This window comes from Arthrobacter sp. ISL-65, from assembly GCF_018613795.1.
GTDB lineage: Bacteria > Actinomycetota > Actinomycetes > Actinomycetales > Micrococcaceae > Arthrobacter.
Genome location: NZ_JAGGPN010000050.1, coordinates 18,303 through 43,788, shown reverse-complemented (window position 1 = coordinate 43,788; position 25,486 = coordinate 18,303). Strand labels below are relative to the sequence as shown.

Sequence of the window (25,486 nt, the reverse complement as noted above, 5' to 3'; positions counted from 1 at the left end):
CTTCGTTTTCTTAGTAGAATCCGCTGTACATGGCGGAGGAGGCTGCGGCCACGGACCTCATCAGCGGCGGCCGGCTCCAGCTCGGCATCAGCCGCGGTTCACCCGAGCCCGCACGGAACTGTGCGGGGGCGTTCGGCCATGTGCCGCGGAAGGGCGAGACAGATGCCGACATGGCGCGCCGGCATGCCGAGGAGTTCCGGCGGGCCATCGCCGGCGCCGGCGTGGTGGAGGCCGACCCGCGGTACGCCGGGGGAGCCACCGGGCTGCTGCCGGTCCAGCCCCGGTCCGAGGGGCTGCCCGAGCGGATTTGGTGGGGCGCCGGAACCCGGAAGACCGCGGTCTGGGCGGCCGAGCAGGGGATGAACCTCATGAGCTCCACCCTGCTGACCGAGGATACCGGGGTGCCGTTCCACGAGCTCCAGGCCGAGCAGATCGCAATGTTCCGCGAGGCATGGGCGGCGGCCGGGCATGGCCATGAGCCGCGTGTTTCGGTCAGCCGCAGCGTCCTGCCGCTGGCCGATGACGAGGACCGGCAGTACTTCGGCTTGAGCGCCCTCCGCGAAGGCAGGGACCAGGTGGGCGCCCTCGACGGCACCCTTTCCCGCTTCGGCAAGAGCTATATCGGGGAGCCGGACGTCATTGCTCAGGAACTGGCCGGCGACGCCGCGGTGCAGACCGCGGACACGCTCTTGCTCACCGTCCCCAACCAGCTTGGCGTGGAGTACAACGCCAAGTTGCTGGGAAACATAGCCCGCCATGTGGCCCCGGCGCTGGGATGGGCACCCGTGCGGGCGTAATCTACTGGCATCAAGGACGCTTCCTCCCGGAGGGGCGGTTTCCTTGGACACTAATCACGTTCCGCTGGTGCTGGGGTCCGCGGCCGGCGGCGTGCGGGACCCTCGGCTTGGGCAGCGCCGTTGGGTAGCTGGGCCGGCGCCTGTGCCTAGACTGGGACGCGACCGGCATTTCCTAGTGAGAGGCAGTGGCATGACCGACAGCAAGCGCAACGCGGAAGAGCCCAGCGACCTTCGGGGCCCTGGCGACCCGGAAGCCGTCGAACAGGAGCAGCCCCATCCCGAGGCGGGCACGGCACGCAACATCCGTGAGGAACAGATGACACAGCCGGGCGGAACAGTACCCGCGAGCTACGTGGGCAGTGGAGCGCCGGAGAGCGAACACAAGCCGGAAGAGGCCGCGGACGAATCCGGCATGTGGGACGCCGAGGACAGGTAGCTAAAGCCAGGGGATCATCCTGTCCGCCCGGGAACGCGTGGCTTCGATCAGACGCGCGTTGGCCGCGTCCGGCCCGTTGGCCCAGGCCTCGGCCGCAGCGCGGTCCATGCCATAGAGCATGTGCCGTTCAACCAAGCGGCCAAGGCGCAGTTCACGCGGTGTGTCGATAAACCACACCTCGTCCAGCTGCGCCCGCACCTGCTGCCAGCGCGCATCGTCGCTGAGCAGATAGTTGCCCTCGGTGATGATGACGGGGACGGCGGCCGGGATGGCCAGCGAAGCGGCCACGGGCTCATCGATCGTCCGCCGGAAGTCGGGTGCGTACACGACGTCCTCGTCCCGGCGCGAAAGCCGCTGCAGGAGCGAAAGGTAACCACCGACGTCGAACGTGTCCGGTGCGCCCTTGCGCTGCCGCAGCGGAGTGCCGTCAATGATGGCGTTGCCCAGGTGAAAACCGTCCATGGGGACCACAAGGGCGGAAACCGGGCCGAGGGCGTCGGCCAGGCAGGCCGAGAAGGTGGATTTGCCGGACCCCGGGGAACCAGCCACGCCGAGGAGAATCCGCCTTCCGGCGCTCATCCGGCTGCGCAGTCCGGCGACGGCGTGCTGGATTTCCACGGATTCGAAAGCCCGGACGGCGCAGGGCTCAACTTTCGGAAGGGTCATGCACAGCATCCTAAGCGAGGCCCGGGACACAGGTGTGTTGCGATGCGCTGAGGTTCAGTCGAGCGGAATGGTGATGGTGATGGCCGTGCCGGTGCCCGGAGCCGAGGTGATGTCCACCGTCCCGCCCGCTTCCTCGACCGCCTGTGAGATGGTCCTGAGTCCGTGGCCGTTGACTTGTTCCGCTGCTGGCGGGACCGATTCGAAGCCGGTGCCGTTGTCGGCGACCATGAGGCGGATGCCGTGGAACACGGCGGCAAGCCGGACGGTGACATCGGTGGCGTGCGCATGCTTGAACGTGTTGCTCAGCGCCTCCTGCGCGGACTGGTACAGCAGGGACGCGCAGCCGGACGAGATCTCAACGCCGTGATGGGGAGTCTCCCAGCGGACGCAGGTGCCCTGGCGGCGAAGGGGGACTGTTAGCCTGTCGATGCAGCCAGCGAGCCCCAGCCGGTAAAAGTCCAGCGGCTGACGGTCGGTGATGACACCGCCGACTTCGACGACTTCCTCAAGAGTTGCTGACTGGTTCATGGCGCCCTCCGCTTCCTAGCGGTCCTAGTTGCATGCTTTCCCCGGAAAGATCGCTCCTCCAGGGGCTGATGCTTAAGGGTGGCGCGGGCCGATCAGGCTTGCCGCAGGTTTACCTCGGGATCCAATCAAGTTTCCGCGAGGTCTTTGCACGCACCTACGGGGTGAGCATCCAGGGCTGCAAAGGTTGCCGTGGGTATGTCACGGCATCGGCTGCATCCAGGACCTCCAGCGCTGTCATGTGCGCGGCCGCCGCTACTTCGCGGATCGGCTTGCCGTGGGTTACGGCCGCCGCGACTGCATATTGCAGGGTTGCAGCTGCAGGGTCGTGCTCCACTATTGCGGATTCCAGCGTAGCCGCGGCCTCTTCCACCGCGCGGATATCTTCGTCCATCGGTACCCTCCTGTTTCTGCCCCATTGCAGTGACGCCAAACGGCCCGTGATCCGGCGCTGTTGCCAGGACGCCGTTCCCAAGACGAAGTGTCGTGTTCCTAAAACAATAAGACAGACAGGTCTGTCTCTACCAGTACCAAGGTACACTGATTCTCTAATGAGTGCTCCTGATGCAACCGGGGATGCCTTGCTTCCTCCAGGGGTGCGTACCGGCCATAGTGAACCAGTGGACCGGATCCTCGCCACTGCCTACGAGCTTTTCTCCCACCGCGGTGTCCGCGACGTCGGAATCAATGAGCTGATCGAACGTTCCGGCGTGGCCAAGTCCACGTTCTACCGCCACTTCCCCTCCAAGGATGCGCTGGTTCTGGCATTCCTGGCACTCCGCGACCAGGTGTGGACCGTGGACCTGATTGTCTCCGAGGCGAGGCGCCGGGGCACCACGCCCGAAGGGCGCCTGCTGGCCATCTTTGACGTCTTCGGTGACTGGTTCCAGCGCGACGATTTCGAGGCGTGCACCTTCATCAACGTCCTTCTGGAGATGGGCCCGGAGCATCCGCTTGGCGAGGCCAGCATCGGCTACCTCGCCAGAATCCGCGGCCACATCCAGGCGCTCGCCGACGAGGCGGGACTCGAACGCCCTGACGAATTCGCCCGCTCCTGGCACATCCTGATGAAGGGCTCCATCATTTCTGCTACTGAAGGCGACTTCCTCGCTTCCAAGCGGGCGCAGCAGATGGCCGGCTGGCTGATCGAGCACCACCGGAGCTGACACTTCCGACGGCCGGCCGCCGGCGGCCCTCTTCAGCTGCCGGTCCAAATCAGTCGCGCCGCAACAGGTTCCGCAGCGGGGCCGGGAGCCACCTCGACTTCGATCCTTCACCCGAGTCGCCGCTGCCTTGCGCCGGCCGGTCCGCCGCCCCAGCTGCGAAGTAGTCTCCGCCCGCCGGGAGGAAGCCGCCCGCCGGCAGGGAGTCGGCGCCCGTAGCCGGCGGCAGGCAGGCGTTCTCGCTCAGGTGGCAGAGCAGCGCCTGCTCGGGGGCCCCCGGATGCGAGGCCAGGTGCTGCAGCAGCCGGTGCCTGGCTTCCGATTGCACATCCGTGGTGGCGAGGATGTCCAGGATGAGTTCGATGACCTGGGCGCGCATCACCGTCCTGTCGATCGACCTCAGCGATTCGCTGCAGAAGTCATCCAGCTCGTCCGCTGCATCCGCGGGGCATCTCCCACCTTCAGAGGGGACGTTTAGCGGACCGGGCTCACCAGGGGTGGTAATGCTACCGTCCATCAGGACCTCCGTGAATGATCGCGTTTCCCTCCAGGAATTCGGCTTTGGCTGATGGGGAGAACTCCGCCACCACTATGCCGGGCCCCTGAAGAGGCGCGGGCTCCGCAACCGCCTGGTTCCAGACGTTGAGTGCTGCGAAAGTAACCACCGGAATACACAGCAGTAACAGCGTCTTCACTGGGGCTCCTCCCTTGGCTGCCTGATCCCTTGCATGAGGCCAATGTGCAGCATGCCTCCTGTGAAAAGCTCGGTGCCCGCACCCCTCGATAGAAGGTTCCGCGCGGAATTTGGGGGGCAAGGGTGGCGAAAACGCCCGCTTTGGCGCGGGGGCCGGCGGTTGCGCCGGAAACTTCCCGGATTTTCACAAGGAAACTCTCAGGATCCTGCTGGCGGGGCCGGAGGCTGCATGGGCAGCCCTTGGCAAGCGCCCCGGCGGGCGCCTTAACAAGCGCTCCGCAAGGGCGTAGTTTTGTGGTGTTGGGACCCGTTCCCGCTTCCGCATCCTGCAGTGGGGCCGGAAGCTGACAGGAGGTAGCAGCGATGACCAACATATTCAGGCGGGCTGGCGTGGATTTCCCGGAACCCTTCCGCCGTCTCCTGGAGGGGGATCTGGAGGCGTGGCTCCGGGTGGAGGAATACCGGGAGGCCGGCTCCCTGGTGGTGAAGGCCGAAGCGCCGGGCATCGATCCGGACAATGATGTCGACATCACCCTCGCCGGCAGCCAGCTGCAGATCACAGTCCGCCGTGAAGAAAAATCGGAGCACAAGGACAAGGAAGGGTACCGCTCGGAATTCCGCTTCGGCACGTTTTCGCGAACGGTTAGCCTTCCCGCCCCGGTGAACCAGGAGGACATCCGCGCCTCGTACACCGACGGCGTTCTGGAAGTGCGCGTCCCGCTGCCCGAGGAGCCCGCTGCCGGAGGCCGGAAGGTCCGCGTCTCCCGCGGTGCCGGAACTGGTGGCGCCGGAACTGGCGGCTCTTCACGGGACATGGGGCAGGAGCCCGAGGGCCAGAGTTTCGGTGGCCCCTAGGCCGGCAGCTCAGCCCTCGTAGTGGGTCTTCGCCGGGCCCTGGCCGAGCGAGTCAACGATCGATGTCGCAACGCTGTGCAGCTTAATGTTGCGGGTACTCGACGCTGCCTTAAGCAGTTCGAAGGCTTCCTCCTGGCTGCACCGGTTCTGCGCCATGATCACGCCGACGGCGACGTCAATGACGGTCCGGGTTTCCAGCGTGGCCTTGAGGTTGGCCGCAGCGTCGCTGACGTGGGCGAAGCGCACGGCCAGCCGCAGGGCCATTGAGGTCTGGCTGACGAAGTCCTGCGCCAGTTCCAGGACCCGCCCCTCGAAACGGCCCGGCCGGTGTGAATACAGGTTCAGGGCGGCCCGGGTCTCGCCCTCGAGCACGAACGGAACGGCGAGGATGGAGCGTACGCCCTGCCCCAGCACCGTCTCTGCATAGCTTTTCCAGCGGTCGTGGTCTTTGAGGTCCGTGATGTGGATGGTGACCTGTTCGCGCGAGGCCGTCATGCAGGGACCGTCGCCGAAATCGTACTGGATCTCGTCCATTGCCTGAGCCTCAGGGCTGCTGCTCGCCACGGTGGCCGCCTTGCGGTGCCGCAGCAGGGTCACGCCGCAGAGGACCTCGTCGCCGGGTTCGGAAAGGCTGCGGGCAGAGACCCGGGCAAGCTCGTGGAGGAATTCGCCCACGTCGGAGCTGGTGAGCACAAGCTCGTTCAGATGCTCCGTGATTGAGGTTTCAGGTTTTGCGGTCGACTCGCTGGCCACGATCTTTCAGTACCGTTTCGCTCGGGTCATGACGAACCAGCGGGCGCACCGCAGGAGCCCCATGGCCGGGGCGGACAACAGCGAGCAAGGTGCCGGATCGAACAACAATCCAACGGCCTTCTGCTAAACCGTACCGAGAAAATATACACCAGTTCTTCACGAGCCATGACAGCGGTTACAGCCGCGGGCCCTAGGCTGGGGGAAAGGTGCCGGGCGGCGGAGCCGCTGCGGCTAACGCAGCATGGCTGGCCAGGGCAGAGCCAGCAACAAACAGGAGGAGGCCGCAGTGAGAATAGCCGTAACGGGAGGCAGCGGAAAGCTCGGACAGAATGTGGTCCGCAGGCTTGTGGCGGACGGGCATTCGGTCCTCAACCTGGACCGGACGGGCAGCCGAAGTCCACAGTTCGCCGCCGTGGACCTGCGTAATTACGGGCAGGTTGTTGACGTCATCATGGGCCTGGATGACCGGCACCAGGGCTTCGACGCAATAGTCCATCTGGGTGCCATCCCGGCTCCGGGCCTGGTGCCCGACGCCGCCACGTTCGAAAACAACATGCTGTCCACCTACAACGTGTTCCAGGCGGCGCGCAGGGCCGGCATCAAGAAAATCGTGTACGCCTCCAGTGAGACAGTGCTGGGACTGCCGTTCGACGTCGAGCCTCCGTACATCCCGGTGGACGAGGAGTATCCGGCCCGGCCGGAGAGCACCTACTCGCTGGTGAAGCACCTCGAGGAGCAGATGGCCATCCAGATGACGCGCTGGGATCCGGAGCTGAGCATCGTCGGCCTCCGGTTCTCCAACGTCATGGATCCTGAGGACTATGAGGAGTTTCCGTCCTTTGACTCGGACGCCGCCCTGCGCAAGTGGAACCTCTGGGGTTACATCGACGCGCGCGACGGTGCGCAGGCGGTGGCGCGCGCGCTGGAATACCGTACACCGGGGTTCGAGGCCTTCATCATCGCCAACGAGGACACCGTCATGAACCGCTCCAGTGCCAGCCTGGCGGCGGAGGTGTTCCCGCGGGTGCAGGTGACAAAGGAGCTGGGCGAGCACGAGACCCTGCTGTCCATCGACAAGGCCGCAAGGCTCCTCGGCTACGCGCCCGAGCACAGCTGGCGGAACTACCACTCGACCCGCACGACGCCCACCGAGGACTGAGCGCCCACCGAGGACTAGCGCGAACGGGAGGACTGAGCGCGAACGGACACTTGCGGCCCCTGCAGCATGGGTGGCCGGGGGGCTTAATTGTCCGTTCGCGCTTTTCTTGGGGTGCGGTCCGGCACGTCCTTCGGGCAAGCGGCGGACCGCGCCCTGGAAGGCTGTTGCTACTTGGAAGGCTGGGGCACTTCGCAGGTCAGCTTGGGGTTGGCGCCCATGTAGTTCAGCGGTCCGGCGGCGATGGTGATCGCCACGGTTCCGGCCTCCGTGCACGAGTCCGGGGAGCCGCCGAAGTAGCCCCGCTGAAACGCAGCGAATACGCCGATGATGAGCCAGATGACCACAAGCAATCCGATGATCCTCACGGCAGCCTCCGTAGCCCCGTTGCCACTTCAATGTGTGACTAATTATCCACCGCGCCTGTCATTCAGGACAGGGCTACCGGAACGGGGGTCGATCGGTTTTGCCGGGCAGCGTGTCCGGGCTTCAGCCGGGCCGGCACCAGCGCAAGCCGGCCCGCAGCCAGGTCAGCTGGGTTCGGTGGTGTCCACCGGTGTCTCCTCGACGTCCGGGGTGTCCTCCGCCGTGGCAATCTGGTCGCTGCCTGGCGTTCCGGTCCGAGTGCTGTCCGTACCTTCCTCCGGTTCGAAGGTGTTCGGCTCGCCTGCTCCCACCGCGACGCCGTCGCCGGAGTCCGGAACGCCATCTCCTGTGGTCTTCTGTGATGCTGCACGGTTCTGGTCGTCCTGGCCGGTTCCTTCAGTGCTCATGTCGTCTCCTGAGACCTCGTGGGCTGGAAGTTTTACCGTAACAGCGGCGAAGGACATCCGTAAGGGGGCTCCGGATTTCTGCCCGGCGGGTGCGGAACAGGGATAACCTTCAATTCAGGATCCGTTCCCGAGCGCACAGGCGGTCTTTCAGGTGGCAGAAGAATCAACGGGCAAACAGGGCTGGTGGCGCGTCTTCCACGACAAGTTTGTGGTCGAAGAACGCTACATGGAACCCAGCGCGCGGAAAGCGCTCTACGTGACGGCGATCGTCCTAGCAGTTGTGGGGGCAGCCGTCTTCTTCGTAACGCTCGCAGGTGTTCTGGATCGTGACGGGTTGGCCAGCGCCGATGACGAGGCATGGAGGTGGCTCCTGACGACCCGCTCGCAGGTGCTGACCGTGGTGATGATTGTCCTGGCTGTCATCTTCGGGCCCGTGGCGCTGCCCATTATCGTCCTTGTTGTCACAGTGGCATGGGGCATCCTGGCAAAGCATGCGTGGCGGCCGATTTTGCTGGCGGCGGCAATGCTCACCGGCGTGGGACTGGCGCAGCTCATCGGCAGGTCGGTCGGCAGGGACCGCCCTCCCGTGGCCCAGATGCTGTTCGGCGCAGACCACACCTTTTCTTTTCCCTCGGGCCACGTTCTGGGGGCCTCGGACTTCCTGCTGATAACGGCGTTCCTGGTCTTTTCCCGCCACCGGAAACCAAAGACGACGGTGGTCGGTTTCGTCTGCGCCATCATCGGAGTAATCCTGGCGTCCGTCAGCCGGCTGTACCTTGGCTATCACTGGGTGAGCGACGCCGTGGCTTCTGTGGCGCTCTCGCTGGTGGTGCTCGGCGCCGTGATAGCCATCGACACCTGGCGCACCGCCCGGGTGCCGGGCGAGGAAGTCACGGGCGAGCTATCCAAAGCCGACGCCCCGGACTGAAAGCATGGCCACCGAAACCGATGTCCGCAGGATCTGCCTTGCACTGCCGGGCGTGACCGAACGCGCCAGTTGGAACCAGCCAGCCTGGTTTGCTAAAACCCTGATGGCCCGCATCTGGGAAACGGACGTGCTCACGGTCAAGACGGGGGAGCGCGAGGCTCTCGCGGGCACGGATCCGGAGACGTATTTCTGGACGCCGCATCATGAGCGTTCGCCGCAGTTGGTCCTCGTCCGGCTTTCAAGGGTCGACGGCGGCCAGCTCGCCGAACTGCTCGAGGACTCCTTCCTGCTCGCCGGCGGCCGGCTGTAGCCGGCAGGGATCAATCGCCGTCGTCCGGGCGGGCGCTCCGGGCGCGGGCCCGGGCAAGCTTGAGTTGCCGTCGGAGACGGGCGTTGTCCAGTTCCAGTTCCAGCACCTTAGCCACGCCCGCCAGGTTGAGCCCTTCGTCCAGGAGTTCAGCGATGCGGCGCAGGACCGCCAGGTCAGATTCGCTGTATTGCCGGGTGCCGCCGTCGGTCCTTTCCGGGGTCAGCAGGCCTCGGCGCTCATACAGCCGGATGTTTTGCTGGCCTGTTCCCACGAGCTCCGCCACCACCGAAATGGCGTATAGCCCGCGCCCGGTGCTGTTCCGGTTGGCCATGTGAGTCCCCGTCCAGATTTTTCTTGATTTTCCTCTTGCCCCAGTTTGTCACCGGTGCTATAAAAAATCTATATCCACCACCATAGATAACTGGGGATGGGTAGCCATAGAACCTACATGCTGAAGGGAGTGGGAAATGATGCTAATCCGTACTGACCCGTTCCGTGAGCTGGACCGGCTCACCCAGCAGGTCTTCGGAACAGCAGCCCGTCCGGCGGCCATGCCGATGGATGCGTGGCAGGAAGACGGGGAGTTTGTGGTGGCCTTTGACCTGCCCGGGATTTCGCCGGACGCCGTGGATCTGAACGTTGAAAGGAACGTCCTCACTGTCCGGGCGGAACGCCGGGAGGCCACCCAGCCAAACGTTGAGCTGGTGGTTTCCGAGCGGCCACGCGGCGTCTTCAGCCGGCAGCTCATTCTCGGTGACACGCTGGACACGGACAACATCAAGGCCAGCTACGACGTTGGCGTGCTGACACTCCGGATCCCGGTAGCCGAGCAGGCAAAGCCACGGAAGATCGAGATCGAAAGCAAGGGCCAACTGCATCAGATCGGGACGTAGTTGGCCGCCGCTCTGGCTGGGGCGGCCTTCACATGCCCGAAGGCCGCCCCAGCCACGGCAACAGGAACAATTACTTCAACAGGCTTCAGTGATGACCACACCCGCACCGGATTACTATGCGGTGCTGCAGATTCCGCACCGCGCGTCGCAGCAGGAAGTCGCCCGCGCCTACCGTGCGCTGATGCGCCGCCACCATCCGGATCTCGCCAACGGTGAAGCGGTACCAGCCGAACTGCAACTCGTCATGCAGGCCTTCTCCGTGCTTCGGGACCCGAAGCGCCGCGCCGCCTACGATCGCGAGGTCCTTCGTGCCGGGGCTCCAGACCCATCCGCCAGCCAGCCACAAAGCATTCCAGTCCACGTAGTCCGGCACCGTGAACCGCCGCTGCGCGTCACCCCCGTCCGGTGGGAAAGCGGACCGTGGGCCTGAATCCAACCTGAACGTCAGAGGAGAACCATAGCCATGAGCGATTGGCGCCGCTACGACTCCCACCTGATCCCGGCCTTCCATGAGCGCTTCGAGCAGCGCTGGGGGAAGGGCACAGCGCCGTTCCTGGACCCCGAGGCCCATGAGGAGCCACTTCCCCGCGCACAGTGGATCAATCCCACAACCGGTGCCGCCCTGGCCGTGGTGCCCATCTGGTCCGACGACGATCGCCAGCACCGTACCTTCGGAGTGTTCTACCTGCCGCCGGCCGGGGACATTTGGGTGCTTCGCCCTGGCCGCACACAGTTCCTTGAGCCTGGCGAGGCCAGCTCCGCGAACCTGGTGGGCCTGCGGAATGATGCCTTCCGCAAGGCCGTGTCCCACGCAAACGAATTCCTCTTCGGCCCGCCACCGCTGGTGGACTGACCTGTAAGTGGACTAACCCCACTGGTGGACTGACCCGCTGGCGGACTAACCCGGCCCGGCGAAACCAATGCTGCCAAAGTCAGGCCCGGGAAAGAAGCCCGGCCGGGGAAAACCCGGCCTGCCAACTACGGGACCGGGGAAGCCGAGACCGCCGAAGCCGCCCTGGCCGGCCCCGCCGCCGCCGGCGGGGCCGCTGCCCAGCAGGCTCCTGGTGAGGGTCTCGCCGTCGGCCATCAGTTCTTCCACCGCCCCGAGCAGGTGACTGTCCGACACGGGTGCGGCGTCCAGTGCGGCACGTACGACGGCACGGCGGACGAGTTCGCGCGCGAACGAGGCCGTTGTTCCTTCGGTGCGGGCGGCGGCGTCCCGGACAGCATCCGGGCTGAACGGAATGCCGCGCGCATACAGCGTCACCAGCCCCGACGCGCTCGTCCGCGGCCGGCAGCGGAATATCCACCGCGAGGTCCACGCGGCCGGGGCGCTGGGCAAGGGCGCGTTCGAGCATGTCCACGCGGTTGGTGGTGAGGACGAACGCGACGTCGGCGTCGTGGTCCAGGCCGTCCATGGCGTCCAGCACCTCGAACAGCAGCGGCTGGGGCCCGTGCCCGAAGCTCCGGTCCTCGGCGATCAGGTCGCAGTCCTCAAGCACAACGATCGAAGGCTGGAGGGCCCGGGCCATGGCGGCCGCCTCGGAAATCCTGGCCAGGGATCCTCCGGACAGCAGGATCGCGGTGATGCCGGCACTCTGGCTCAGCAGGTACCGCACCGTGTGGGTCTTGCCGGTCCCCGGCCGGCCGTACAGCAGGATGCCCCGCTTCAGGTGCTGGCCGTACTCTTTCAGCGACTCCCGGTGCGCGGCGATGCCGAGGGCATGATCGGTCACTTTCTGGAGCAGCCCCTGGGGCAGGATGACGTCGGAGGCGGTGAGCTCCGGCCGGGCGTGGAACGTCACGCCTCCGGTGCTGGGCCCGTACTCTCCCATGACCAGGGAAATGACCTGGCCTTTCAGGACGCTGCCGCGCTGCATGCGCCGGCGGAACTCGGCCAGGAAGTCCGCGGCGTTCTTGGCGTCGGCAGCCAGAACCTCGAGGCACGCCGTCTGCCGCCCGTACCGCGGCGCCGCGTCCCGCTGCAGGACAGCAACAGGGCTGCCGGCATGCCGGAACAGCCACAGGCCCAGGGCCACGGCCTGCCGCTGTTCCTCCGGCCCCACAGCCAGGTTGATGTAATCGGGCTGCGACAACGGAAACTGTGGGAAAAACTGCGACTGCTGCAACATGTCGCTCAGGGTCTGATGGTGGCGCTGGTCACCGCCGCCGATGCCCACCAGCCGGAACTCCGCGTCCTCGGCGGCGAGCTCGGCCATCAGGATGTCTGCGTCCACGAACCGGTGCGCCGGCACCTCCTCCACCACCACAGCGAGTGATTCGGCCGGCACTGCCAGATGTTCGGTGATTGTTGTCAGCAGCTGCCGTCCGGCCTTTACGCGGTGCTGCCCGGACTGGGCGATCTGCATCAGCTGCGCGAAATCATCGATGAACTTCCCCAGTTTTTCATCCATGCCGCAGACCCTACCAGCGGCGGTCAAGGCCATGCCGCGGCCGGAGGCGGGGCGTCGCCAGGAACCCGTTCCGGGTCCCTCGTCAGCGGTCCCGGCCTGTGCCATTCTGGGACGTACCGCAGTCCAGCGGTACCGCAGTCGCCTCGAGCTGTGGAAGGACTGGAGCCGTCGAAGGAGAAGGCCATGTTTGCGCCCAAGGGTTCGTTTTCCAGCTTCAGCGTTGACGACGTGGCGCGCGCCCGGGAGTTCTACGGGCAGACGCTGGGCCTGGCCCTGTCCGACGGCGCGATGGGCACGCTGGAGCTTTCCATGCCCGAGGGCCACAGGATTTTTGTCTACCCCAAGGACAACCATGAGCCAGCCACCTTCACCGTCCTGAACCTGGTGGTTGACGACGTCGAAGCGGCCGTTGACGAGCTCAACGCGGCTGGCGTCCAGACCAAGATCTACGACGATCCCGGCCTGCCCACGGACGAAAAAGGAATAGCCCGGGGGATGGGCCCGGATATCGCATGGTTCAAGGACCCGGCCGGCAACGTGATTTCCGTGATAAATCCGGGCAGCGCGGCGCCCTGAGCGGTAGACTCCGGCAATCTGAAGTTTTGGCCCACCGGCCTTTCACAATGTCACAGAGGTCCAGAGATGCATCCTTCCGCCAAAGAATTGGCCGCCATGGTTCCGACGGGATTCACCCTGGGGGTGGCTACAGCCGCGTTCCAGATTGAAGGGGCCCTCGATGAGGACGGCCGCGGCCCCGCCGGCTGGGACGTCTTCGCAGCCAGGCCCGGGACGATCGTGGACGGCCACAGCCCCGCCGTGGCATGCGACCACTACCACCGCATGCCGCAGGACGTGGCCCTGATGAAGGAACTGGGCATCGATTCCTACCGGTTCTCACTGGCATGGCCGCGGATCCAGCCGGACGGCCGCGGAGCGGTGAACCGGGCCGGCCTGGACTTCTACGACCGGCTGCTGGACGAACTGCTCGCCAACGGAATTTCGCCGATGGTGACGCTCTACCACTGGGACACGCCACTGGCTCTTGATGAGGACGGCGGCTGGCTCAATCGGGACACCGCCTACCGGCTGGGCGAGTTCGCCGCCATCGCCGCGGCGGCGTACGGGGACAGGGTGGCCCGCTGGGTGACCATCAACGAACCCGCCACTGTGACCACCAACGGCTATGCCCTGGGCCTGCATTCCCCGGGAAAGGCCGACCTCGCCAACGGCCTGCCCACCGTGCACCACCAGTTGCTGGGCCACGGCCTCGCCCTTCAGGCCCTGCGGGCCGCCAAGGTGCCCGGCGAAATCGGCATGACCAACGTATACTCGCCCGTGGTGCCCAACTCCGGCCACCCGCTCGACTGGATCAGTGCCGGAGCCATGGACGTGGCACAGAACCGGCTTTACGCGGATCCGGTGCTCACCGGAAAATATCCGGACCTGATCCGGGCGGCGAAGTTCTTCTCGTCCTTCGACCATCCGGAAGAGGACATGGCCGTCATCTCCCAGCCGCTGGATTTCTACGGCTTGAACTACTACATGCCTACCCGGGTGGCGGCAGGCGGGGGAGACAGCCCCGTTCCGGCGGCGATGGCGGAGGCGATGGGGGATGACCTCAAGGACGCCACGCCCGGTGCCCCGCTGCACATCGAACCGTGGCCGGACACCGAAACCACTGCCTACGGCTGGCCCGTGAAGCCGGAATACATGGCCGTGGCGCTCAAGGAAATGGCCGAACGGTACCCGAACCTTCCGCCCGTGATCATCACGGAGGGCGGGGCGAGCTTCGAGGACATCAGGGTCCTCGACAAGTCCACCAACCGGACCTTCATCCCCGACGAGCGGCGGGTCCGCTACCTCTCGGACCACCTTGGCACCGCCCTCCGTGCCACGGCCCCGGGCGGCGAGGCTGAGGCAATCGACCTGCGCGGCTATTACGTCTGGTCCTTCATGGACAACTTCGAGTGGTCGGGCGGGTACAAGCAGCCGTTCGGCCTGGTGCACGTGGATTTCGAGACGCAGGTGCGCACGCCGAAGGCCTCCTTCTACTGGTTCCAGGAACTCCAGGAGGAACGGAGGCTGGCAGCGTCCGCGGATGCCGCCGTCGCAGCTGCCGCGGCAGGGCCGGACGGCGCCGTTACTGATGGAATGCTGACAGACGTCGGGATGTCCGACGGCGCCACGTCCGACGGCGGACCCGTCGCCTAGAGGTCGGGCACCTACAGCAGTTCGAGCTCCCTGAGCTTGCGGGCTATGCCCGCCCCGTCGGGGGAGTAGATCCACGGCACCGTCGAGGCGCTGTGGTCCCCGTCTTCGGAGTGGCCGCCGGCGAAGACTGCCTCACTCACGGACAGCTGCCGGATGGCGATGGCCGCCACCTTGTCCGCGTTGTGCTGCGTGAACTGCGAGTAGATCTGCTCGTCATGCTGGCCGTTGTCGCCAATCAGCAACCAACGCATGTGCGGGAATTCCGCCGCCAGCCGCTCAAGGTTGCGGCGCTTGTGCTCCTGGCCGCTGCGGAACCAGCGGTCCTGGGTCAGTCCCCAGTCCGTCAGCAGCAGCGGGCCGGCCGGATACATGTTCCGGGTCAGGAACCGTGCGAGCGTGGGCGCTGCGTTCCAAGGGCCCGTTGAGAGGTAGATGACCGGCGCGTCCGGATGCTCAACTGTGAGCCGGTCCAGCAGCACCGCCATGCCCGGGGTGGCCATCCTGGCCCGCTCGCTCAGCACAAAGGTGTTCCAGAGCGCCAGGAACGGCCGGGGCAGTGCCGTCACCATGACGGTGTCGTCAATGTCGGAGACAATGCCGAACTTGGTGTCAGGGCCAATCACGAAGATGCTGGCTTCCGTCGGTTCGGTGCCCGCGGAGCGAAGTATGGCGGTATGCCAGCCCGGGGCCAGGGACACGGGAATATCGATGTCCACCAGCCCGCCGCGGTCTGCCTTGACCTTCGTGACTGTTCCGCCGATCTCGATCTCCACGTCGGAGCCGGGAATGGGAACGCTGGTGAAGGCACGCCAGCCGCGAACATTCTCGGTGCCGTTCCGGGCGGCATGGTCGGCGCGGCTGCCGGGCACGGGCTTGCTGGCCAGCACCACCCTGCCCAGGACCCGGACCCATTCCGTGGAGCCGTAGCCCTGGTAGGCGATGGTCTTGGGCTCGAACTTCCAGCGCCGGGCGACCTTCAGGCGCGACGTATTGATCGCATCCGAGAGCCGGTGGGCCAGGCGGAAGACGCGCGTCCCTGACAACAGTGATTCCTGTGACGCCATGTCCATGCCTTCACTCTGCCACAGGGCAGGGGCCCATGGGCTGCCGTCCTGCTCTCTGTTACTCGCCGCCGTCTCCCAACATGCCGCGCAGGGTGGCGGCGTTACGCACGGCGTTGCCACCGCCGTCGTTGTTGAAATACGCGAAGACTTCCCGTCCGGAGCTGCGCCACTCCCGGATCCTGTCCGCCCACCAGCCCAGTTCCTCGTCCGAGTAGGAGCCGCCGTACAGGTGCTGGTGGTCGGGCCCGTGCAGCCTGACGTAGACGAACGGGGCGGTCGCCTGCAGGTTGCAGGGCAGGTTGGCGCCGCTCATGACGGTGTACGCGGCCCCGTGCCATTCCAGCAGCCTGTACACCTCCGGCTGCTCCCAGCTCGGATGGCGGAATTCCACGGCCACCCGGATCCACTCGGGCATGGCGCCGAGGAAATAATCCAAGCGGGCGTCATCCCTCGCCATGCCGGGAGGCAGTTGGACCAGCAGCACGGCGCGCTTGTCGCCGAGTTCGTGCCAGCACCGCGAGATCCGTTCGATCCAGACTTCGGGACCGTACAGCTTCTTGCCGTGCGTGAGGCCGCGCGGGGCTTTGACGGACAGGGCAAAACCGGCCGGCAGCCTGGTCCGCCAGCCGGCGAACGTCGTGTCCCGCGGCCAACGGTAGAAGCTGGCGTTAAGCTCCACTGTGCTGAACCGTGCAACGTAGTGCTGCAGCCGGTCACGGGTGGGAAGCCCCGGCGGGTACAGCACATTTTCCCAGTGGTCGTAGCTCCAGCCGGACGTTCCGATGTGGATGTTCACCCGTCTGACGTCAGTCGAAGTGGGTGGCTACGGGGCCGCCGCCGGCAGACTCCACGATGGCAGCAGCAACGTCGCGCAGCTTCAGGTTGCGCGTGCTGGACGCCGACTTGATGAGGTTGATGGCGTCCTCCTGGCTGCAGCGGTTCTGCGCGATGATGATTCCGACGGCCATGTCAATGATGGTCCGCGACGCCATCGCATTCTTCAGGTTGGCGGCGTTGTCCGTGCGCTGGGCCAGAAGGACCGCGAGACGGAGGCCTTTGGAGGCCTGCCGTACGTAGCTGACGGCGCTCTCCACGGCAGCTGCGTCAAAGACATTCGGCTTCTCGGAGTACAGGTTGAGTCCCGCCCGCGCGTCGGCGCCGGGCAGCTCGAAGGGGACCGCCAAAACGGAACGCATGCCGTTCTTCAGCACGGTGTCGTTGTAATCCGGAAACTCCGTATCGAGCTCGAAGTCCGGAACGTGGACCAGGACACCCTCCCGGCAGGAGCGGAGGCAGGGGCCGTCGCCAAACTGGTACTGGATCTCGTCAACCGCCTGGGCGTGCTCGCTGCTGCTGGCCACGGTGGCCGCCGAACGGTGCCGCAGGAGGGTGATGCCGCAATAGATCTGGCCGCGCGGCCCCGACATGCTCTCCGCAGAGAACCGTGCCAACTCGTCAAGGAAATCCTGGACATCCTGCGTGTCCAGCAACATGTCCTGGACATGCCCCACCACGTCAGCTTCTTTCAGGCGACTATCCACGCAAGGCTCCACTTCCGCCCTTTAACCCGGCAGCGCCGGGGTAACGAGGCAAGGCTCCGGCGGCCGCTCCGCCTAACTTCAGGCTACACCCGGCCGCCCCTCGTGCCGCGGGGCCTGCTGTGGCACTGTAAGGGCATGGTACGCATCGAGGATTATGCGGTGGTCGGGGATCTGCACACCGCGGCCCTGGTCAGCACCGAAGGTTCGATTGACTGGCTGTGCCTGCCGCGGTTCGATTCGCCGGCCTGCTTCAATGCGCTCCTGGACACCCCCGAAGCCGGCCGCTGGCTCCTCGCCCCGGCAGCCGGGGGCGGCTGCACGCGGCGCCGCTACCGCCGGCACACCCTCATCCTGGAAACCGAGTGGGAAACCGACGACGGCGCCGTCCGGGTTATCGACTTCATGCCGCCCCGTGACGAGGTGGCGGACATCGTGCGGATTGTGGTGGGGCTGCACGGACATGTCCGGATGAGAAGCGAACTGGCCCTGCGCTTCGACTACGGCCACATCATGCCGTGGGTGCGCCGGGACAGCCACGGTCTCCACGCCATCGCCGGTCCTGATTCTACCTACCTGGTGACCACTGCCCCGCTGCGCGGCGAACGCATGCGCACCGTCAGCGACTTCACCGTGAAGGCCGGCGAACGGGTGCCGTTCGTGCTGACATGGGCGCCGAGCCATGTCCACCGGCCCCGGTCCGTGGACGCCGACGAAGTCCTGGACTCCACCGAACGGTTCTGGCGGGAATGGGCGGATAAGTGCAAGGTAGCCGGGCCGTACAAGGACGCCGTGCAGCGCTCGCTGATTACCCTCAAGGCCCTTACCTACGCGCCCACCGGAGGGATCGTTGCGGCCGTGACCACGTCGCTGCCGGAACAGTTGGGCGGGCCGCGGAACTGGGACTACCGCTTCTGCTGGCTCCGCGATGCCACCCTGACGCTGCAGGCACTGCTGGCCGCTGGCTACACCTCCGAGGCGGCGGCCTGGCGCGACTGGCTGCTGCGGGCCGTGGCAGGCGACCCGGCCGACCTGCAGATCATGTACGGAATCCACGGCGAACGCAGGTTGCCGGAGCTGGAACTGCCCTGGCTGTCCGGCTATGAGAATTCGGCGCCGGTCAGAATAGGCAACGCTGCCGCCGGCCAGCTGCAGCTTGATGTGTGGGGTGAAGTGCTGGACTGCCTTGCCCTGACCCGCAACTCGCTGCTGAAGCACACGGACGAAGCCTGGGACGTCCAGGTGGCGTTGATGGAATACCTCGAAGGCGCCTGGGACCAGCCGGACAACGGGCTGTGGGAGATGCGCGGTCCGCGCCGCCATTTCACCCATTCCAAGGTGATGGCATGGGTGGCGGCGGACCGGATGGTCAAAGGGGTCAGGGATTCTGGGCTTCCCGGTCCGGCGGACCGCTGGGAGGCGCTCCGCGACACCATCCACGCCGAGGTCATGGCGAACGGTTTCGACCCCGGCCGGAACACCTTTACGCAGAGCTATGGCCGGCCCGAACTCGATGCCAGCCTGCTCCTCATTCCCCGCGTGGGTTTCCTCCCGCCCGATGATCCCCGGGTGCTCGGCACCATCGACGCCATCCAGCGCGAACTGACGGAGGACGGGTTCGTGCTCCGGTACCGGCCCCAGGAGAGCGACGACGGACTGCCGGGGGGCGAGGGGGTGTTCCTCGCCTGTTCCTTCTGGCTCGTGGAGGCGCTGCTCGGAGCCGGCCGGCGCAGGGAGGCCACGGAATTGTTCGAGCGGCTGCTGTCCCTGCGCAACGACGTCGGCCTGCTGAGTGAGGAATGGGGCGTCCAAAGTGCTCGGCACCTGGGGAACACCCCGCAGGCATTCAGCCATTTCGCACTGGTGACCAGTGCCCTGGAACTGAATCAGCGCCAGCCCCACCGCAGCGACAAGCCGCTGCCGTCGAAGGCCGGGACCGGGTGACGGGCAACGCGGTTCCGCTCAAAATTGGGTGACACCTCTCACCTTCGGCGCCTAAGTAAGTATACTTACTAACACCTCACCGGAGGGTGAAGAAGGAGGAGGGCCAAATGGCTGGATATTTCGAGTTGGTGGACGCTCCCGACGGCGGTTACAGGATCCGGCTGCTTGACGGAACAGGGGCGCTGATGGCGGTGTCCGTCACCTTCCCGACGAAGCGCGCAGCAGTTGCCGGGGTTGCCCAGGCCAGGGAGATTGCCGGTACGGGCCTAATCCGCGACTGCTGCAAGGATGCTGTGAAGCGCCCCGTCCAGAAGCGTCATGGCAAACCCGCAAGGCAGGCGCTGAAGTCCACGGTTGCTGTCGGTTACGGGTCCCCGAGGACTGCGCCGCACCGGGTGCCATCCCCCTTGCTGGCCGAGCGCTGAGGTCCACTGGAGTGTCAGAGGGGAAAGGGCCGGAGAATCAGTTGTCACCAGGGCAGCGGAGGGAGAAGGGCGTCCTGTTCGATGTCGACGGCACGCTGATCGACTCCGCCTATATCCACACGCTCGCCTGGTGGCAGGCGTTCCGCCAGTCAGGTTTCGATGTGCCCATGGCCCGTATCCACCGCTGCGTGGGGATGGGTGGCGCCCGACTGGTGGACCACCTGCTGCCGGACTCCCGGAACACGGACGTGGACGAGGATGTTCTGTCTGCGCATTCGGGGATCTTCGGCACGTACTGGTCCTCGCTGCGAGCCTTCGACGGGGCCCGGGACCTGCTGGCCAGGTGTAGTGAGAACGGACTGGCGGTGGCCCTGGCCTCGTCTGCGCGGGAGCAGGATCTCGGGGCGCTGCGGGCGGCCCTGTCGGCGGATGACTTCATCCACGCAGCGACGAGCTCCAACGACGCCGAAAACAGCAAACCGGAGCCGGACATCCTGGTGGCGGCGCTGGAGGCTGTGGGGATTCAGGCCTCCGGCGCGGTCTATGTCGGGGACGCTGTGTGGGATGTCATGGCGGCCAGCAGGCTCGGCATCCCCACCATCGCCCTCACGTGCGGCGGCACCAGCGAGGCGGAGTTGCGCGAAGCGGGGGCCGTGGAGGTCTATGAGGGTCCCCGGGATCTCCTGGACAACCTCGGCCGCAGTGCGATCGGAAAGCTGCTGGCCGGCTAGGTTTCCCGGCTTAAAGCGTCCGTGCGCAGTCAGGTCCCGGCCGTGTCCACCCCGGACTCGGTGTTCGTGAACCCGCCACCTTCGGGTTCGTCGGCGTAGGATCCCCTGTTCCACGACACCGCAACGGCGACGGAACCGTCGTCGTTCCGGACCACCTCGGTGACCACCTCCGACACCGCCGCCCCCATGGCAAGGATCTTCGCCTGGTAGGTGGTGACCAGCTCCTCGAGGCTGGCCTCCGTCCACTCACCGGGGCGCATTCGCGTGGAGATTTCCACGGGTTCGGGCTGGTAGAGCGACATGACGGGCGCCTTTCCTTGGGGGCGGGAACAGTTCCTACGCTAGGAGCGATCCTTGGCCGAAACAAGAGAAAAGCAAGGACGCTTACCTTCTGCCTTTGAATCCCCAAAAATTGATAAGCATACTGACCTTCACATCGGAGCCGGATCCGGCTACGGTCGAAAGAACGCGACGTGCGGCTACAGGAAGGCACTCCATTGAAGGCACTGACTTGGCAGGGCAAGCGCTCGGTGAGCGTGAAGGAAGTACCGGATCCCGTCATCCAGGAGCCCACGGATGCGATCGTAAGGATCACGTCGTCGGCGATCTGCGGCTCGGACCTTCACCTGTACGAGGTGCTGGGCCCCTACATGCACAAGGACGATGTGCTGGGTCACGAACCCATGGGCATCGTGGAAGAGGTGGGGAGCGCCGTCACCAACCTGGCCAAGGGCGACCGCGTGGTCATTCCGTTCAACATTTCCTGCGGCCACTGTTACATGTGCTCGCAGGGCCTGCAGTCGCAGTGCGAAACCAGCCAGGTCCGGGCAAAGAATTCGGGATGTGCGATATTCGGATACTCGGAGCTGTACGGCTCCGTTCCCGGCGCCCAGGCGGAGTACCTGCGGGTGCCGTTCGCCGACTATGGCCCCGTCAAAGTGGGACAGGAGCTGCCGGACGAGCGTTACCTGTTCCTTTCGGACATTCTTCCCACTGCCTGGCAGGCCGTGAAATACGCCGATGCTCCGGCCGGCGGGACGCTGGCGGTCTTCGGGCTCGGACCGGTGGGGCAGTTTTCCTCCCGGATCGGCACCTACTTCGGCCAGCGGGTGATCGGCATTGATCCGGTTCCGGAACGCCGCGAGATGGCCGCGCGCCACGGCGTCGAGGTGCTGGACTATTCCAAGGGCATCGCGGACGAGCTGCGCGAGATGACCGGTGGGAGGGGACCGGACGCCGTGGTGGACGCCGTCGGCATGGAGGCGCACGGCTCTCCGGTGGCGGGCTTCGCCCACCAGGCGCTCGGCCTCCTCCCGGACAAGGTGGCGCAGAAGGCTATGGAAACGGCCGGGGTGGACAGGCTCGCCGCCCTCCACATGGCCGTTGACACGGTCCGCCGCGGGGGCACGCTATCCCTGAGCGGTGTCTACGGCGGCACGGCCAGTCCCATGCCGCTGCTCACAATGTTCGACAAACAGATCCAGGTACGGATGGGACAGTGCAACGTCCGCCGGTGGACGGATGAGCTGCTTCCGCTGGTGGAGGACGACGCCGATCCGCTGGGTGTGATGGATCTGGTCACCCACACCGCGGGGCTGGCCGACGCGCCGGAGCTCTACGAAAAGTTCCAAAAGAAAGAGGACGGCTGCATCAAGGTAGTCCTTAAGCCCTGACGGGATTCATAGACACCGGGCTTTAGCAGCGAGGTCCGGGACGGCGGCTGGCGGGCGACTCACCCGCCAGCCGCTTTCCGTTTGAGCTCCTAGCCGAGCGCACCCGCTCAGCCCTCACGCCACTCGTGGCCGGTGATGTGTGAGCCGGCCTGCGGGCCCATCTGGAGCATCCCGCCGTCGACCGCCCACGACGCCCCGGTGACATAGCTCGACGCCGGAGAGGCAAGGAACGCGATGACCGCGGCCACCTCCCGCGCATCGCCGGGCCGCCCGAGGGGAACGCCGGGCCGGTCCTTGGTGCGGGGGTCTTCATCGGTCTGGCCCGTCATCGGCGTCGCGATTTCGCCGGGGGCTACGGAGTTGGCTGTGATGCCGTGGCTGGCCAGCTCCAGCGCAATGGTCTTGATCAGTCCGCCCAGCCCGTGCTTGGACGCGTCGTAGGCCGACGAGCCCACCCGCGGCTGCGTCTCATGGACGCTCGTGACGGCGATGATGCGGCCGCCCTGCCCGGCGTCGACCATCCGGCGGGCTGCCGCCTGGATGCAGAGGAAGGCGCCGTTGAGGTTGGTGTCCAGGGTCTTCGCCCAGGTCTCATAGTTAAGCTCGAGGAACTTGGTGCCGTCGCCCATGCCGGAGTTGTTGACGAACACGTCCACGCCGCCCAGGTCCTCCGCGAGGCCGTCGATGACACCGGCGCACGTCAGAAGGTGGGTGGTGTCGAGTTGCCGGACCACCGCGGTCCGGCCCGCGGCCCGGACCTCTTCTGCCGTTCGCTCGGCGCCGTCCCTGTCCGAGTGCCAGGTGACGCCTATGTCCAGTCCGGCCTGGGCCAGTGCTACCGCAGTGGCGCGGCCGATCCCGGAGTCGCTACCGGTGACGATGGCGGTGCGGGGCGAGAATTCCATGGTGCGTCCTTCCGTGCGTCCCTATTTAGGGTCAGGCTGCCGCATCCACGACGCAGAAGCGGTTTCCGTCGGGGTCCTCCAGCACGATGAAGTCCGGGTCATCCGGATAAGAGTCCCAGTCCACCCGTGCCGCCCCGAGCTCGACGAGTCGTTCCACCTCGGCTGCCTGGTCATCGGCGTAGAGGTCCAGGTGAAGGCGCGGATGGGATTGCACTGGAGTCTCGCTGAGCATGAGGGCGAGCCGGGCGCCGTCGCCTTCTTGCGGGACGAGCACCACCCACGTTTCGTCGCCGTCCTCCCGGGGGATATAGCCGAGGGCGTCGCACCAGAAGGCGGTGGCGCGGGCGACGTCGTCGACGCCAAGGACAGTCGTTCCTATCGTCAGCATGCCTTCATGCTTCCGTGCGTGCAGTTGTGATGCAAGGGTGGGCGGAAAACCGAGTCGCCGAAGTCCCCGGAAACGCGCGAAATCGCCGGAAGCCTGGTGGCTTCCGGCGATTTCGGCGGCAGGAGGTCCGCGGTGGGTGAAGACTACGTCAGGCGGATCTGGCGGTTGACGTCCTTGTAGAGCAGGTAGCGGAATTCGCCCGGGCCGCCGGCGTAACAGGCCTGCGGGCAGAAGGCGCGCAGCCACATGAAGTCGCCGGCTTCCACCTCCACCCAGTCGTTGTTGAGCAGGTACATGGCCTTGCCTTGGAGGACATAAAGGCCATGCTCCATGACATGGGTCTCCGGGAACGGGATCACGCCGCCCGGCTGGAAGGTCACGATGTTCACGTGCATGTCGTGGGCCAGGTCGTTGGGGTCCGCGAAGCGGGTGGTCTTCCAGACGCCGTCGACGTCCGGCATTTCGCTCGGTTCAACTTCAGCATCACTCGTCACGAAGGACTTGGCCTCGTAACCCTCAAGCCGCTCGTAGGCCTTGCGGATCCAGTGGAAGGACACAATGTCATCTGAGACGTTCTCCAGGCCCCAGGTTGAACCTGCTGCGAGGTAGGCGTAGCCACCCTCCTCAAGCTGGTGCAGCTCGCCGTCGAGCGTCAGATTGACCCGTCCCTTGGTGACGAAGACGACGCCTTCGACGCCGGCCTCGAATTCGGCCTTCGGGGCGCCTCCGCCGGGACCGATCTCAACGATTAGCTGCGAGAACGTGGTGGCGAACCCCGAGATCGGGCGGGCGATGATCCAGGAACGCGTGTTGGTGAAGCCCGGCAGGTTGCTGGTGACAATATCGGTCAGCACGCCCTTGGGGATGACGGTGTAGGCCTCTTTGACAATCGCGCGCTCGGTGGTGAGGTGCGTTTGGGGCGGCAGTCCGCCTTCAGGGGAGTAGTACTTGCCCATCATTGGATCCTTACTTTGAAGTGGTCTGGGCCAGCCGTGGGTGGGCCAGCCCGGTGAGTTGGGGGATTCCGACGGCGGCCAGCGCCAGCACCTCGTCGGCACCGACCGCGCCGCACTGGACGCCGCGCAGCACGAACGCGGCGAGGGCGCGCGCCGTGGCCGGCTCGTCCATGACGCCGCCTTCCGTCTGCTCCACGTAGTTCCGCAGCCTGCCGGCCGCGGCCGGCAGGCCCTGGCGGTAGAAGGCGTACGTTGCCGCGAAGCGGCTGGGCAGCTGGGCCGGGTGCAGGTCCCAGCCCTGGTAGAAGCCGCGCTCCAGGGAACGGCGCACCAGGCGGCCGTGCAGCTGCCAGGCGTTTTCCACGTTGTCGCCCACGGGAATGATGTTGGTGGATCCGTCGGACAGCCGAATGCCGGTGCCGGCCACGGCCAGCTGCATGACCTCCTTGGCGAAGTCGGCCACCGGGTGTTCCATCGACTGGTACTCGGCGGAGATCTGCAGGGAAGCGGAGTAGTCGTAAGTGCCGTAGTGCAGGCCGCTGATCCGGCCGGGAACGGCATGCGGCAGCTGTGCCACCGGGGACGTTCCCTCCGGGCCGAGGATGAGCTGCGGCGTTTCCACCTGCACCTCGAACCGGAGCCGGCCGGCGGGGAGGGAATGGATCTCCTCGAGCCGGGAAACCGCGTAATCCATCGCCTGCACCTGCGCCACGGTGGTGACCTTGGGCAGCGTCAGGACAAGGCCCTTGGAAAGTTCTCCCGCCGCGGCCAGGCGGGAGACGAACAGGTCGAGGGTGCGCAGCCCGCGGGCGCGGGTGGGGGCCTCGAAGCACTTGAACCGGATTCCGATGAACGGCGGCGCGGAGCCGGCCGAAACTGCGGCGGCCACGGCGGACGCCGCGGCAACGGCGGCGGCGTCCTCGGCGTCGTCGCCCCGGTCCCCGAACCCGTCCTCGAAGTCGAGCCGGAGGTCCTCGATCGGCTCGCTTTCCAGCTTCGTCTGGACCCGGGACGCCACTGACTCAGCGAGGTCGGCGTCCTGGCCCAGAAGCGAACCGAGCCGGGCCAGCCCGCCGTGGGCGGCCGCCGTCGCCAGCGCCTGGGTTCCCCAGTCGGCGGCGAGCGACGGCGTGAACCGGTCAGCGGGGACGTACACGGTGTGGACCGGCTGCCGGGAGCCGTCGTCGCCCGGGTAGTTCTGCTCCAGCAGCCGGTCGGTGTCCGCCAGCTGCCCGTCGATCCGGGCGAGGTCCGCTGCGGTCAGCGATGTTTCGGGTACCGCCATTGC

Annotated in this window: 32 protein-coding genes and 1 pseudogene; 16 read left to right on the top strand and 17 right to left on the bottom strand. The window is 66.2% G+C overall.

Translation table 11 applies throughout. The features are described 5' to 3' along the window. Window positions 1-17: 17 nt before the first annotated feature. Both J7I85_RS21290 and J7I85_RS21285 read left to right on the top strand, forming a co-directional pair. Window positions 18-797: pseudogene (locus J7I85_RS21290) on the top strand (LLM class flavin-dependent oxidoreductase); the annotation flags it as partial. Between the two features lie 190 nt (window positions 798-987). Further along, window positions 988-1,233 carry a hypothetical protein gene (locus tag J7I85_RS21285; RefSeq protein ID WP_214856957.1) on the top strand — a complete coding sequence of 82 codons (246 nt, stop codon included), beginning with the start codon at window positions 988-990 and terminating at the stop codon, window positions 1,231-1,233. Here J7I85_RS21285 and J7I85_RS21280 read toward each other — a convergent pair whose 3' ends face one another. From J7I85_RS21280 to J7I85_RS21270, 3 genes are all read right to left on the bottom strand, one after another. Next, a complete protein-coding gene (locus J7I85_RS21280) occupies window positions 1,234-1,899 on the bottom strand; it encodes a nucleoside/nucleotide kinase family protein (RefSeq protein WP_214856956.1) in 666 nt (221 codons plus the stop codon). It lies immediately after the preceding gene. A gap of 54 nt (window positions 1,900-1,953) precedes the next feature. Beyond that, window positions 1,954-2,427, bottom strand: a complete 474-nt coding sequence (locus J7I85_RS21275) for a sensor histidine kinase (RefSeq protein WP_214856955.1) — start codon at window positions 2,425-2,427, stop codon at window positions 1,954-1,956. Between the two features lie 154 nt (window positions 2,428-2,581). After that, window positions 2,582-2,818 carry a hypothetical protein gene (locus J7I85_RS21270; RefSeq protein ID WP_214856954.1) on the bottom strand — a complete coding sequence of 79 codons (237 nt, stop codon included), beginning with the start codon at window positions 2,816-2,818 and terminating at the stop codon, window positions 2,582-2,584. A 157-nt stretch (window positions 2,819-2,975) separates the two neighbouring features. Between J7I85_RS21270 and J7I85_RS21265 the strand changes: the two genes are divergently transcribed. Next, entirely contained in the window at window positions 2,976-3,590 is a 615-nt protein-coding gene (locus J7I85_RS21265; RefSeq protein ID WP_214856953.1) for a TetR/AcrR family transcriptional regulator, read from the top strand. A gap of 49 nt (window positions 3,591-3,639) precedes the next feature. On the opposite strand, the gene J7I85_RS21260 is transcribed toward J7I85_RS21265, so the two are convergent. Continuing rightward, window positions 3,640-4,104 carry a hypothetical protein gene (locus J7I85_RS21260; protein WP_214856952.1) on the bottom strand — a complete coding sequence of 155 codons (465 nt, stop codon included), beginning with the start codon at window positions 4,102-4,104 and terminating at the stop codon, window positions 3,640-3,642. Window positions 4,105-4,644: 540 nt separating this feature from the next. Here J7I85_RS21260 and J7I85_RS21255 point away from each other — a divergent pair. Beyond that, window positions 4,645-5,136 (top strand): Hsp20/alpha crystallin family protein, encoded by a 492-nt coding sequence (locus J7I85_RS21255; RefSeq protein ID WP_214856951.1) that lies wholly within the window; start codon window positions 4,645-4,647, stop codon window positions 5,134-5,136. Window positions 5,137-5,145: 9 nt separating this feature from the next. Here J7I85_RS21255 and J7I85_RS21250 read toward each other — a convergent pair whose 3' ends face one another. Beyond that, the gene (locus J7I85_RS21250) at window positions 5,146-5,889 is read right to left on the bottom strand and encodes a GAF and ANTAR domain-containing protein (protein WP_214856950.1); all 744 of its coding nucleotides are present in this window, start codon (window positions 5,887-5,889) and stop codon (window positions 5,146-5,148) included. A 286-nt stretch (window positions 5,890-6,175) separates the two neighbouring features. On the opposite strand from J7I85_RS21250, the gene J7I85_RS21245 reads away from it, so the two are divergent. Further along, entirely contained in the window at window positions 6,176-7,048 is an 873-nt protein-coding gene (locus J7I85_RS21245; protein WP_214856949.1) for an NAD(P)-dependent oxidoreductase, read from the top strand. Window positions 7,049-7,215: 167 nt separating this feature from the next. Here J7I85_RS21245 and J7I85_RS21240 read toward each other — a convergent pair whose 3' ends face one another. Then, window positions 7,216-7,413 carry a hypothetical protein gene (locus J7I85_RS21240; protein WP_076800319.1) on the bottom strand — a complete coding sequence of 66 codons (198 nt, stop codon included), beginning with the start codon at window positions 7,411-7,413 and terminating at the stop codon, window positions 7,216-7,218. A 162-nt stretch (window positions 7,414-7,575) separates the two neighbouring features. After that, a complete protein-coding gene (locus tag J7I85_RS21235; RefSeq protein ID WP_214856948.1) occupies window positions 7,576-7,818 on the bottom strand; it encodes a hypothetical protein in 243 nt (80 codons plus the stop codon). Between the two features lie 151 nt (window positions 7,819-7,969). Here J7I85_RS21235 and J7I85_RS21230 point away from each other — a divergent pair, with 151 nt between their 5' ends. Together J7I85_RS21230 and J7I85_RS21225 are read left to right on the top strand one after the other, a co-directional pair. Beyond that, on the top strand, window positions 7,970-8,746 hold the full coding sequence (locus J7I85_RS21230) for a phosphatase PAP2 family protein (protein ID WP_308159591.1): 777 nt from the start codon (window positions 7,970-7,972) through the stop codon (window positions 8,744-8,746). 4 nt (window positions 8,747-8,750) lie between these two features. Next, the gene (locus J7I85_RS21225) at window positions 8,751-9,056 is read left to right on the top strand and encodes an MmcQ/YjbR family DNA-binding protein (protein ID WP_214856947.1); all 306 of its coding nucleotides are present in this window, start codon (window positions 8,751-8,753) and stop codon (window positions 9,054-9,056) included. Between the two features lie 10 nt (window positions 9,057-9,066). On the opposite strand, the gene J7I85_RS21220 is transcribed toward J7I85_RS21225, so the two are convergent. Then, complete coding sequence (locus tag J7I85_RS21220) at window positions 9,067-9,387, bottom strand: MerR family transcriptional regulator (protein ID WP_214856946.1); 321 nt, start codon at window positions 9,385-9,387, stop codon at window positions 9,067-9,069. A 139-nt stretch (window positions 9,388-9,526) separates the two neighbouring features. On the opposite strand from J7I85_RS21220, the gene J7I85_RS21215 reads away from it, so the two are divergent. The 3 genes from J7I85_RS21215 (at window position 9,527) to J7I85_RS21205 (ending at window position 10,802) form a co-directional block, all read left to right on the top strand. Further along, entirely contained in the window at window positions 9,527-9,949 is a 423-nt protein-coding gene (locus J7I85_RS21215) for an Hsp20/alpha crystallin family protein (protein WP_214856960.1), read from the top strand. A gap of 91 nt (window positions 9,950-10,040) precedes the next feature. Beyond that, window positions 10,041-10,379 carry a J domain-containing protein gene (locus J7I85_RS21210; RefSeq protein WP_214856945.1) on the top strand — a complete coding sequence of 113 codons (339 nt, stop codon included), beginning with the start codon at window positions 10,041-10,043 and terminating at the stop codon, window positions 10,377-10,379. Window positions 10,380-10,412: 33 nt separating this feature from the next. Then, window positions 10,413-10,802 carry a hypothetical protein gene (locus J7I85_RS21205; protein WP_214856944.1) on the top strand — a complete coding sequence of 130 codons (390 nt, stop codon included), beginning with the start codon at window positions 10,413-10,415 and terminating at the stop codon, window positions 10,800-10,802. Between the two features lie 79 nt (window positions 10,803-10,881). On the opposite strand, the gene J7I85_RS21200 is transcribed toward J7I85_RS21205, so the two are convergent. After that, entirely contained in the window at window positions 10,882-12,363 is a 1,482-nt protein-coding gene (locus J7I85_RS21200) for an ATP-binding protein (protein ID WP_251024667.1), read from the bottom strand. A 183-nt stretch (window positions 12,364-12,546) separates the two neighbouring features. Between J7I85_RS21200 and J7I85_RS21195 the strand changes: the two genes are divergently transcribed. Both J7I85_RS21195 and J7I85_RS21190 read left to right on the top strand, forming a co-directional pair. Next, window positions 12,547-12,939: a VOC family protein gene (locus tag J7I85_RS21195; protein ID WP_214856943.1), complete on the top strand. Its 393-nt coding sequence runs from the start codon at window positions 12,547-12,549 to the stop codon at window positions 12,937-12,939. 66 nt (window positions 12,940-13,005) lie between these two features. Next, on the top strand, window positions 13,006-14,574 hold the full coding sequence (locus J7I85_RS21190) for a GH1 family beta-glucosidase (RefSeq protein ID WP_214856942.1): 1,569 nt from the start codon (window positions 13,006-13,008) through the stop codon (window positions 14,572-14,574). 11 nt (window positions 14,575-14,585) lie between these two features. On the opposite strand, the gene J7I85_RS21185 is transcribed toward J7I85_RS21190, so the two are convergent. From J7I85_RS21185 to J7I85_RS21175, 3 genes are read right to left on the bottom strand one after another with little or no spacing between them, the layout of a single operon-like run. Next, a complete protein-coding gene (locus tag J7I85_RS21185; RefSeq protein WP_214856941.1) occupies window positions 14,586-15,644 on the bottom strand; it encodes an App1 family protein in 1,059 nt (352 codons plus the stop codon). Window positions 15,645-15,696: 52 nt separating this feature from the next. Further along, a complete protein-coding gene (locus J7I85_RS21180) occupies window positions 15,697-16,434 on the bottom strand; it encodes a DUF72 domain-containing protein (RefSeq protein WP_214856940.1) in 738 nt (245 codons plus the stop codon). A 10-nt stretch (window positions 16,435-16,444) separates the two neighbouring features. Continuing rightward, complete coding sequence (locus J7I85_RS21175) at window positions 16,445-17,179, bottom strand: GAF and ANTAR domain-containing protein (RefSeq protein ID WP_308159589.1); 735 nt, start codon at window positions 17,177-17,179, stop codon at window positions 16,445-16,447. Window positions 17,180-17,314: 135 nt separating this feature from the next. On the opposite strand from J7I85_RS21175, the gene J7I85_RS21170 reads away from it, so the two are divergent. From J7I85_RS21170 to J7I85_RS21160, 3 genes are all read left to right on the top strand, one after another. After that, window positions 17,315-19,120: a glycoside hydrolase family 15 protein gene (locus J7I85_RS21170; RefSeq protein WP_214856939.1), complete on the top strand. Its 1,806-nt coding sequence runs from the start codon at window positions 17,315-17,317 to the stop codon at window positions 19,118-19,120. Between the two features lie 107 nt (window positions 19,121-19,227). Then, window positions 19,228-19,545, top strand: coding sequence for a hypothetical protein (locus J7I85_RS21165; protein WP_214856938.1), 318 nt, complete (start codon window positions 19,228-19,230; stop codon window positions 19,543-19,545). Window positions 19,546-19,586: 41 nt separating this feature from the next. Next, complete coding sequence (locus J7I85_RS21160) at window positions 19,587-20,276, top strand: HAD family hydrolase (protein ID WP_214856937.1); 690 nt, start codon at window positions 19,587-19,589, stop codon at window positions 20,274-20,276. Between the two features lie 29 nt (window positions 20,277-20,305). Here the strand turns inward: J7I85_RS21160 and J7I85_RS21155 are convergent, their stop codons facing one another. Further along, window positions 20,306-20,578: a hypothetical protein gene (locus J7I85_RS21155; RefSeq protein WP_214856936.1), complete on the bottom strand. Its 273-nt coding sequence runs from the start codon at window positions 20,576-20,578 to the stop codon at window positions 20,306-20,308. Window positions 20,579-20,773: 195 nt separating this feature from the next. On the opposite strand from J7I85_RS21155, the gene J7I85_RS21150 reads away from it, so the two are divergent. Further along, entirely contained in the window at window positions 20,774-21,949 is a 1,176-nt protein-coding gene (locus J7I85_RS21150) for a zinc-dependent alcohol dehydrogenase (protein WP_214856935.1), read from the top strand. 107 nt (window positions 21,950-22,056) lie between these two features. On the opposite strand, the gene J7I85_RS21145 is transcribed toward J7I85_RS21150, so the two are convergent. The 4 genes from J7I85_RS21145 to J7I85_RS21130 all read right to left on the bottom strand — a co-directional run bounded on the left by J7I85_RS21145 (window position 22,057) and on the right by J7I85_RS21130 (window position 25,483). After that, a complete protein-coding gene (locus tag J7I85_RS21145) occupies window positions 22,057-22,854 on the bottom strand; it encodes an SDR family oxidoreductase (protein WP_214856934.1) in 798 nt (265 codons plus the stop codon). A gap of 31 nt (window positions 22,855-22,885) precedes the next feature. Next, window positions 22,886-23,242 carry a VOC family protein gene (locus tag J7I85_RS21140; protein ID WP_214856933.1) on the bottom strand — a complete coding sequence of 119 codons (357 nt, stop codon included), beginning with the start codon at window positions 23,240-23,242 and terminating at the stop codon, window positions 22,886-22,888. A 143-nt stretch (window positions 23,243-23,385) separates the two neighbouring features. Further along, the gene (locus J7I85_RS21135) at window positions 23,386-24,198 is read right to left on the bottom strand and encodes a bifunctional allantoicase/(S)-ureidoglycine aminohydrolase (protein WP_214856958.1); all 813 of its coding nucleotides are present in this window, start codon (window positions 24,196-24,198) and stop codon (window positions 23,386-23,388) included. A gap of 10 nt (window positions 24,199-24,208) precedes the next feature. Next, a complete protein-coding gene (locus J7I85_RS21130) occupies window positions 24,209-25,483 on the bottom strand; it encodes an aldolase (protein ID WP_214856932.1) in 1,275 nt (424 codons plus the stop codon). Window positions 25,484-25,486: the final 3 nt, after the last annotated feature.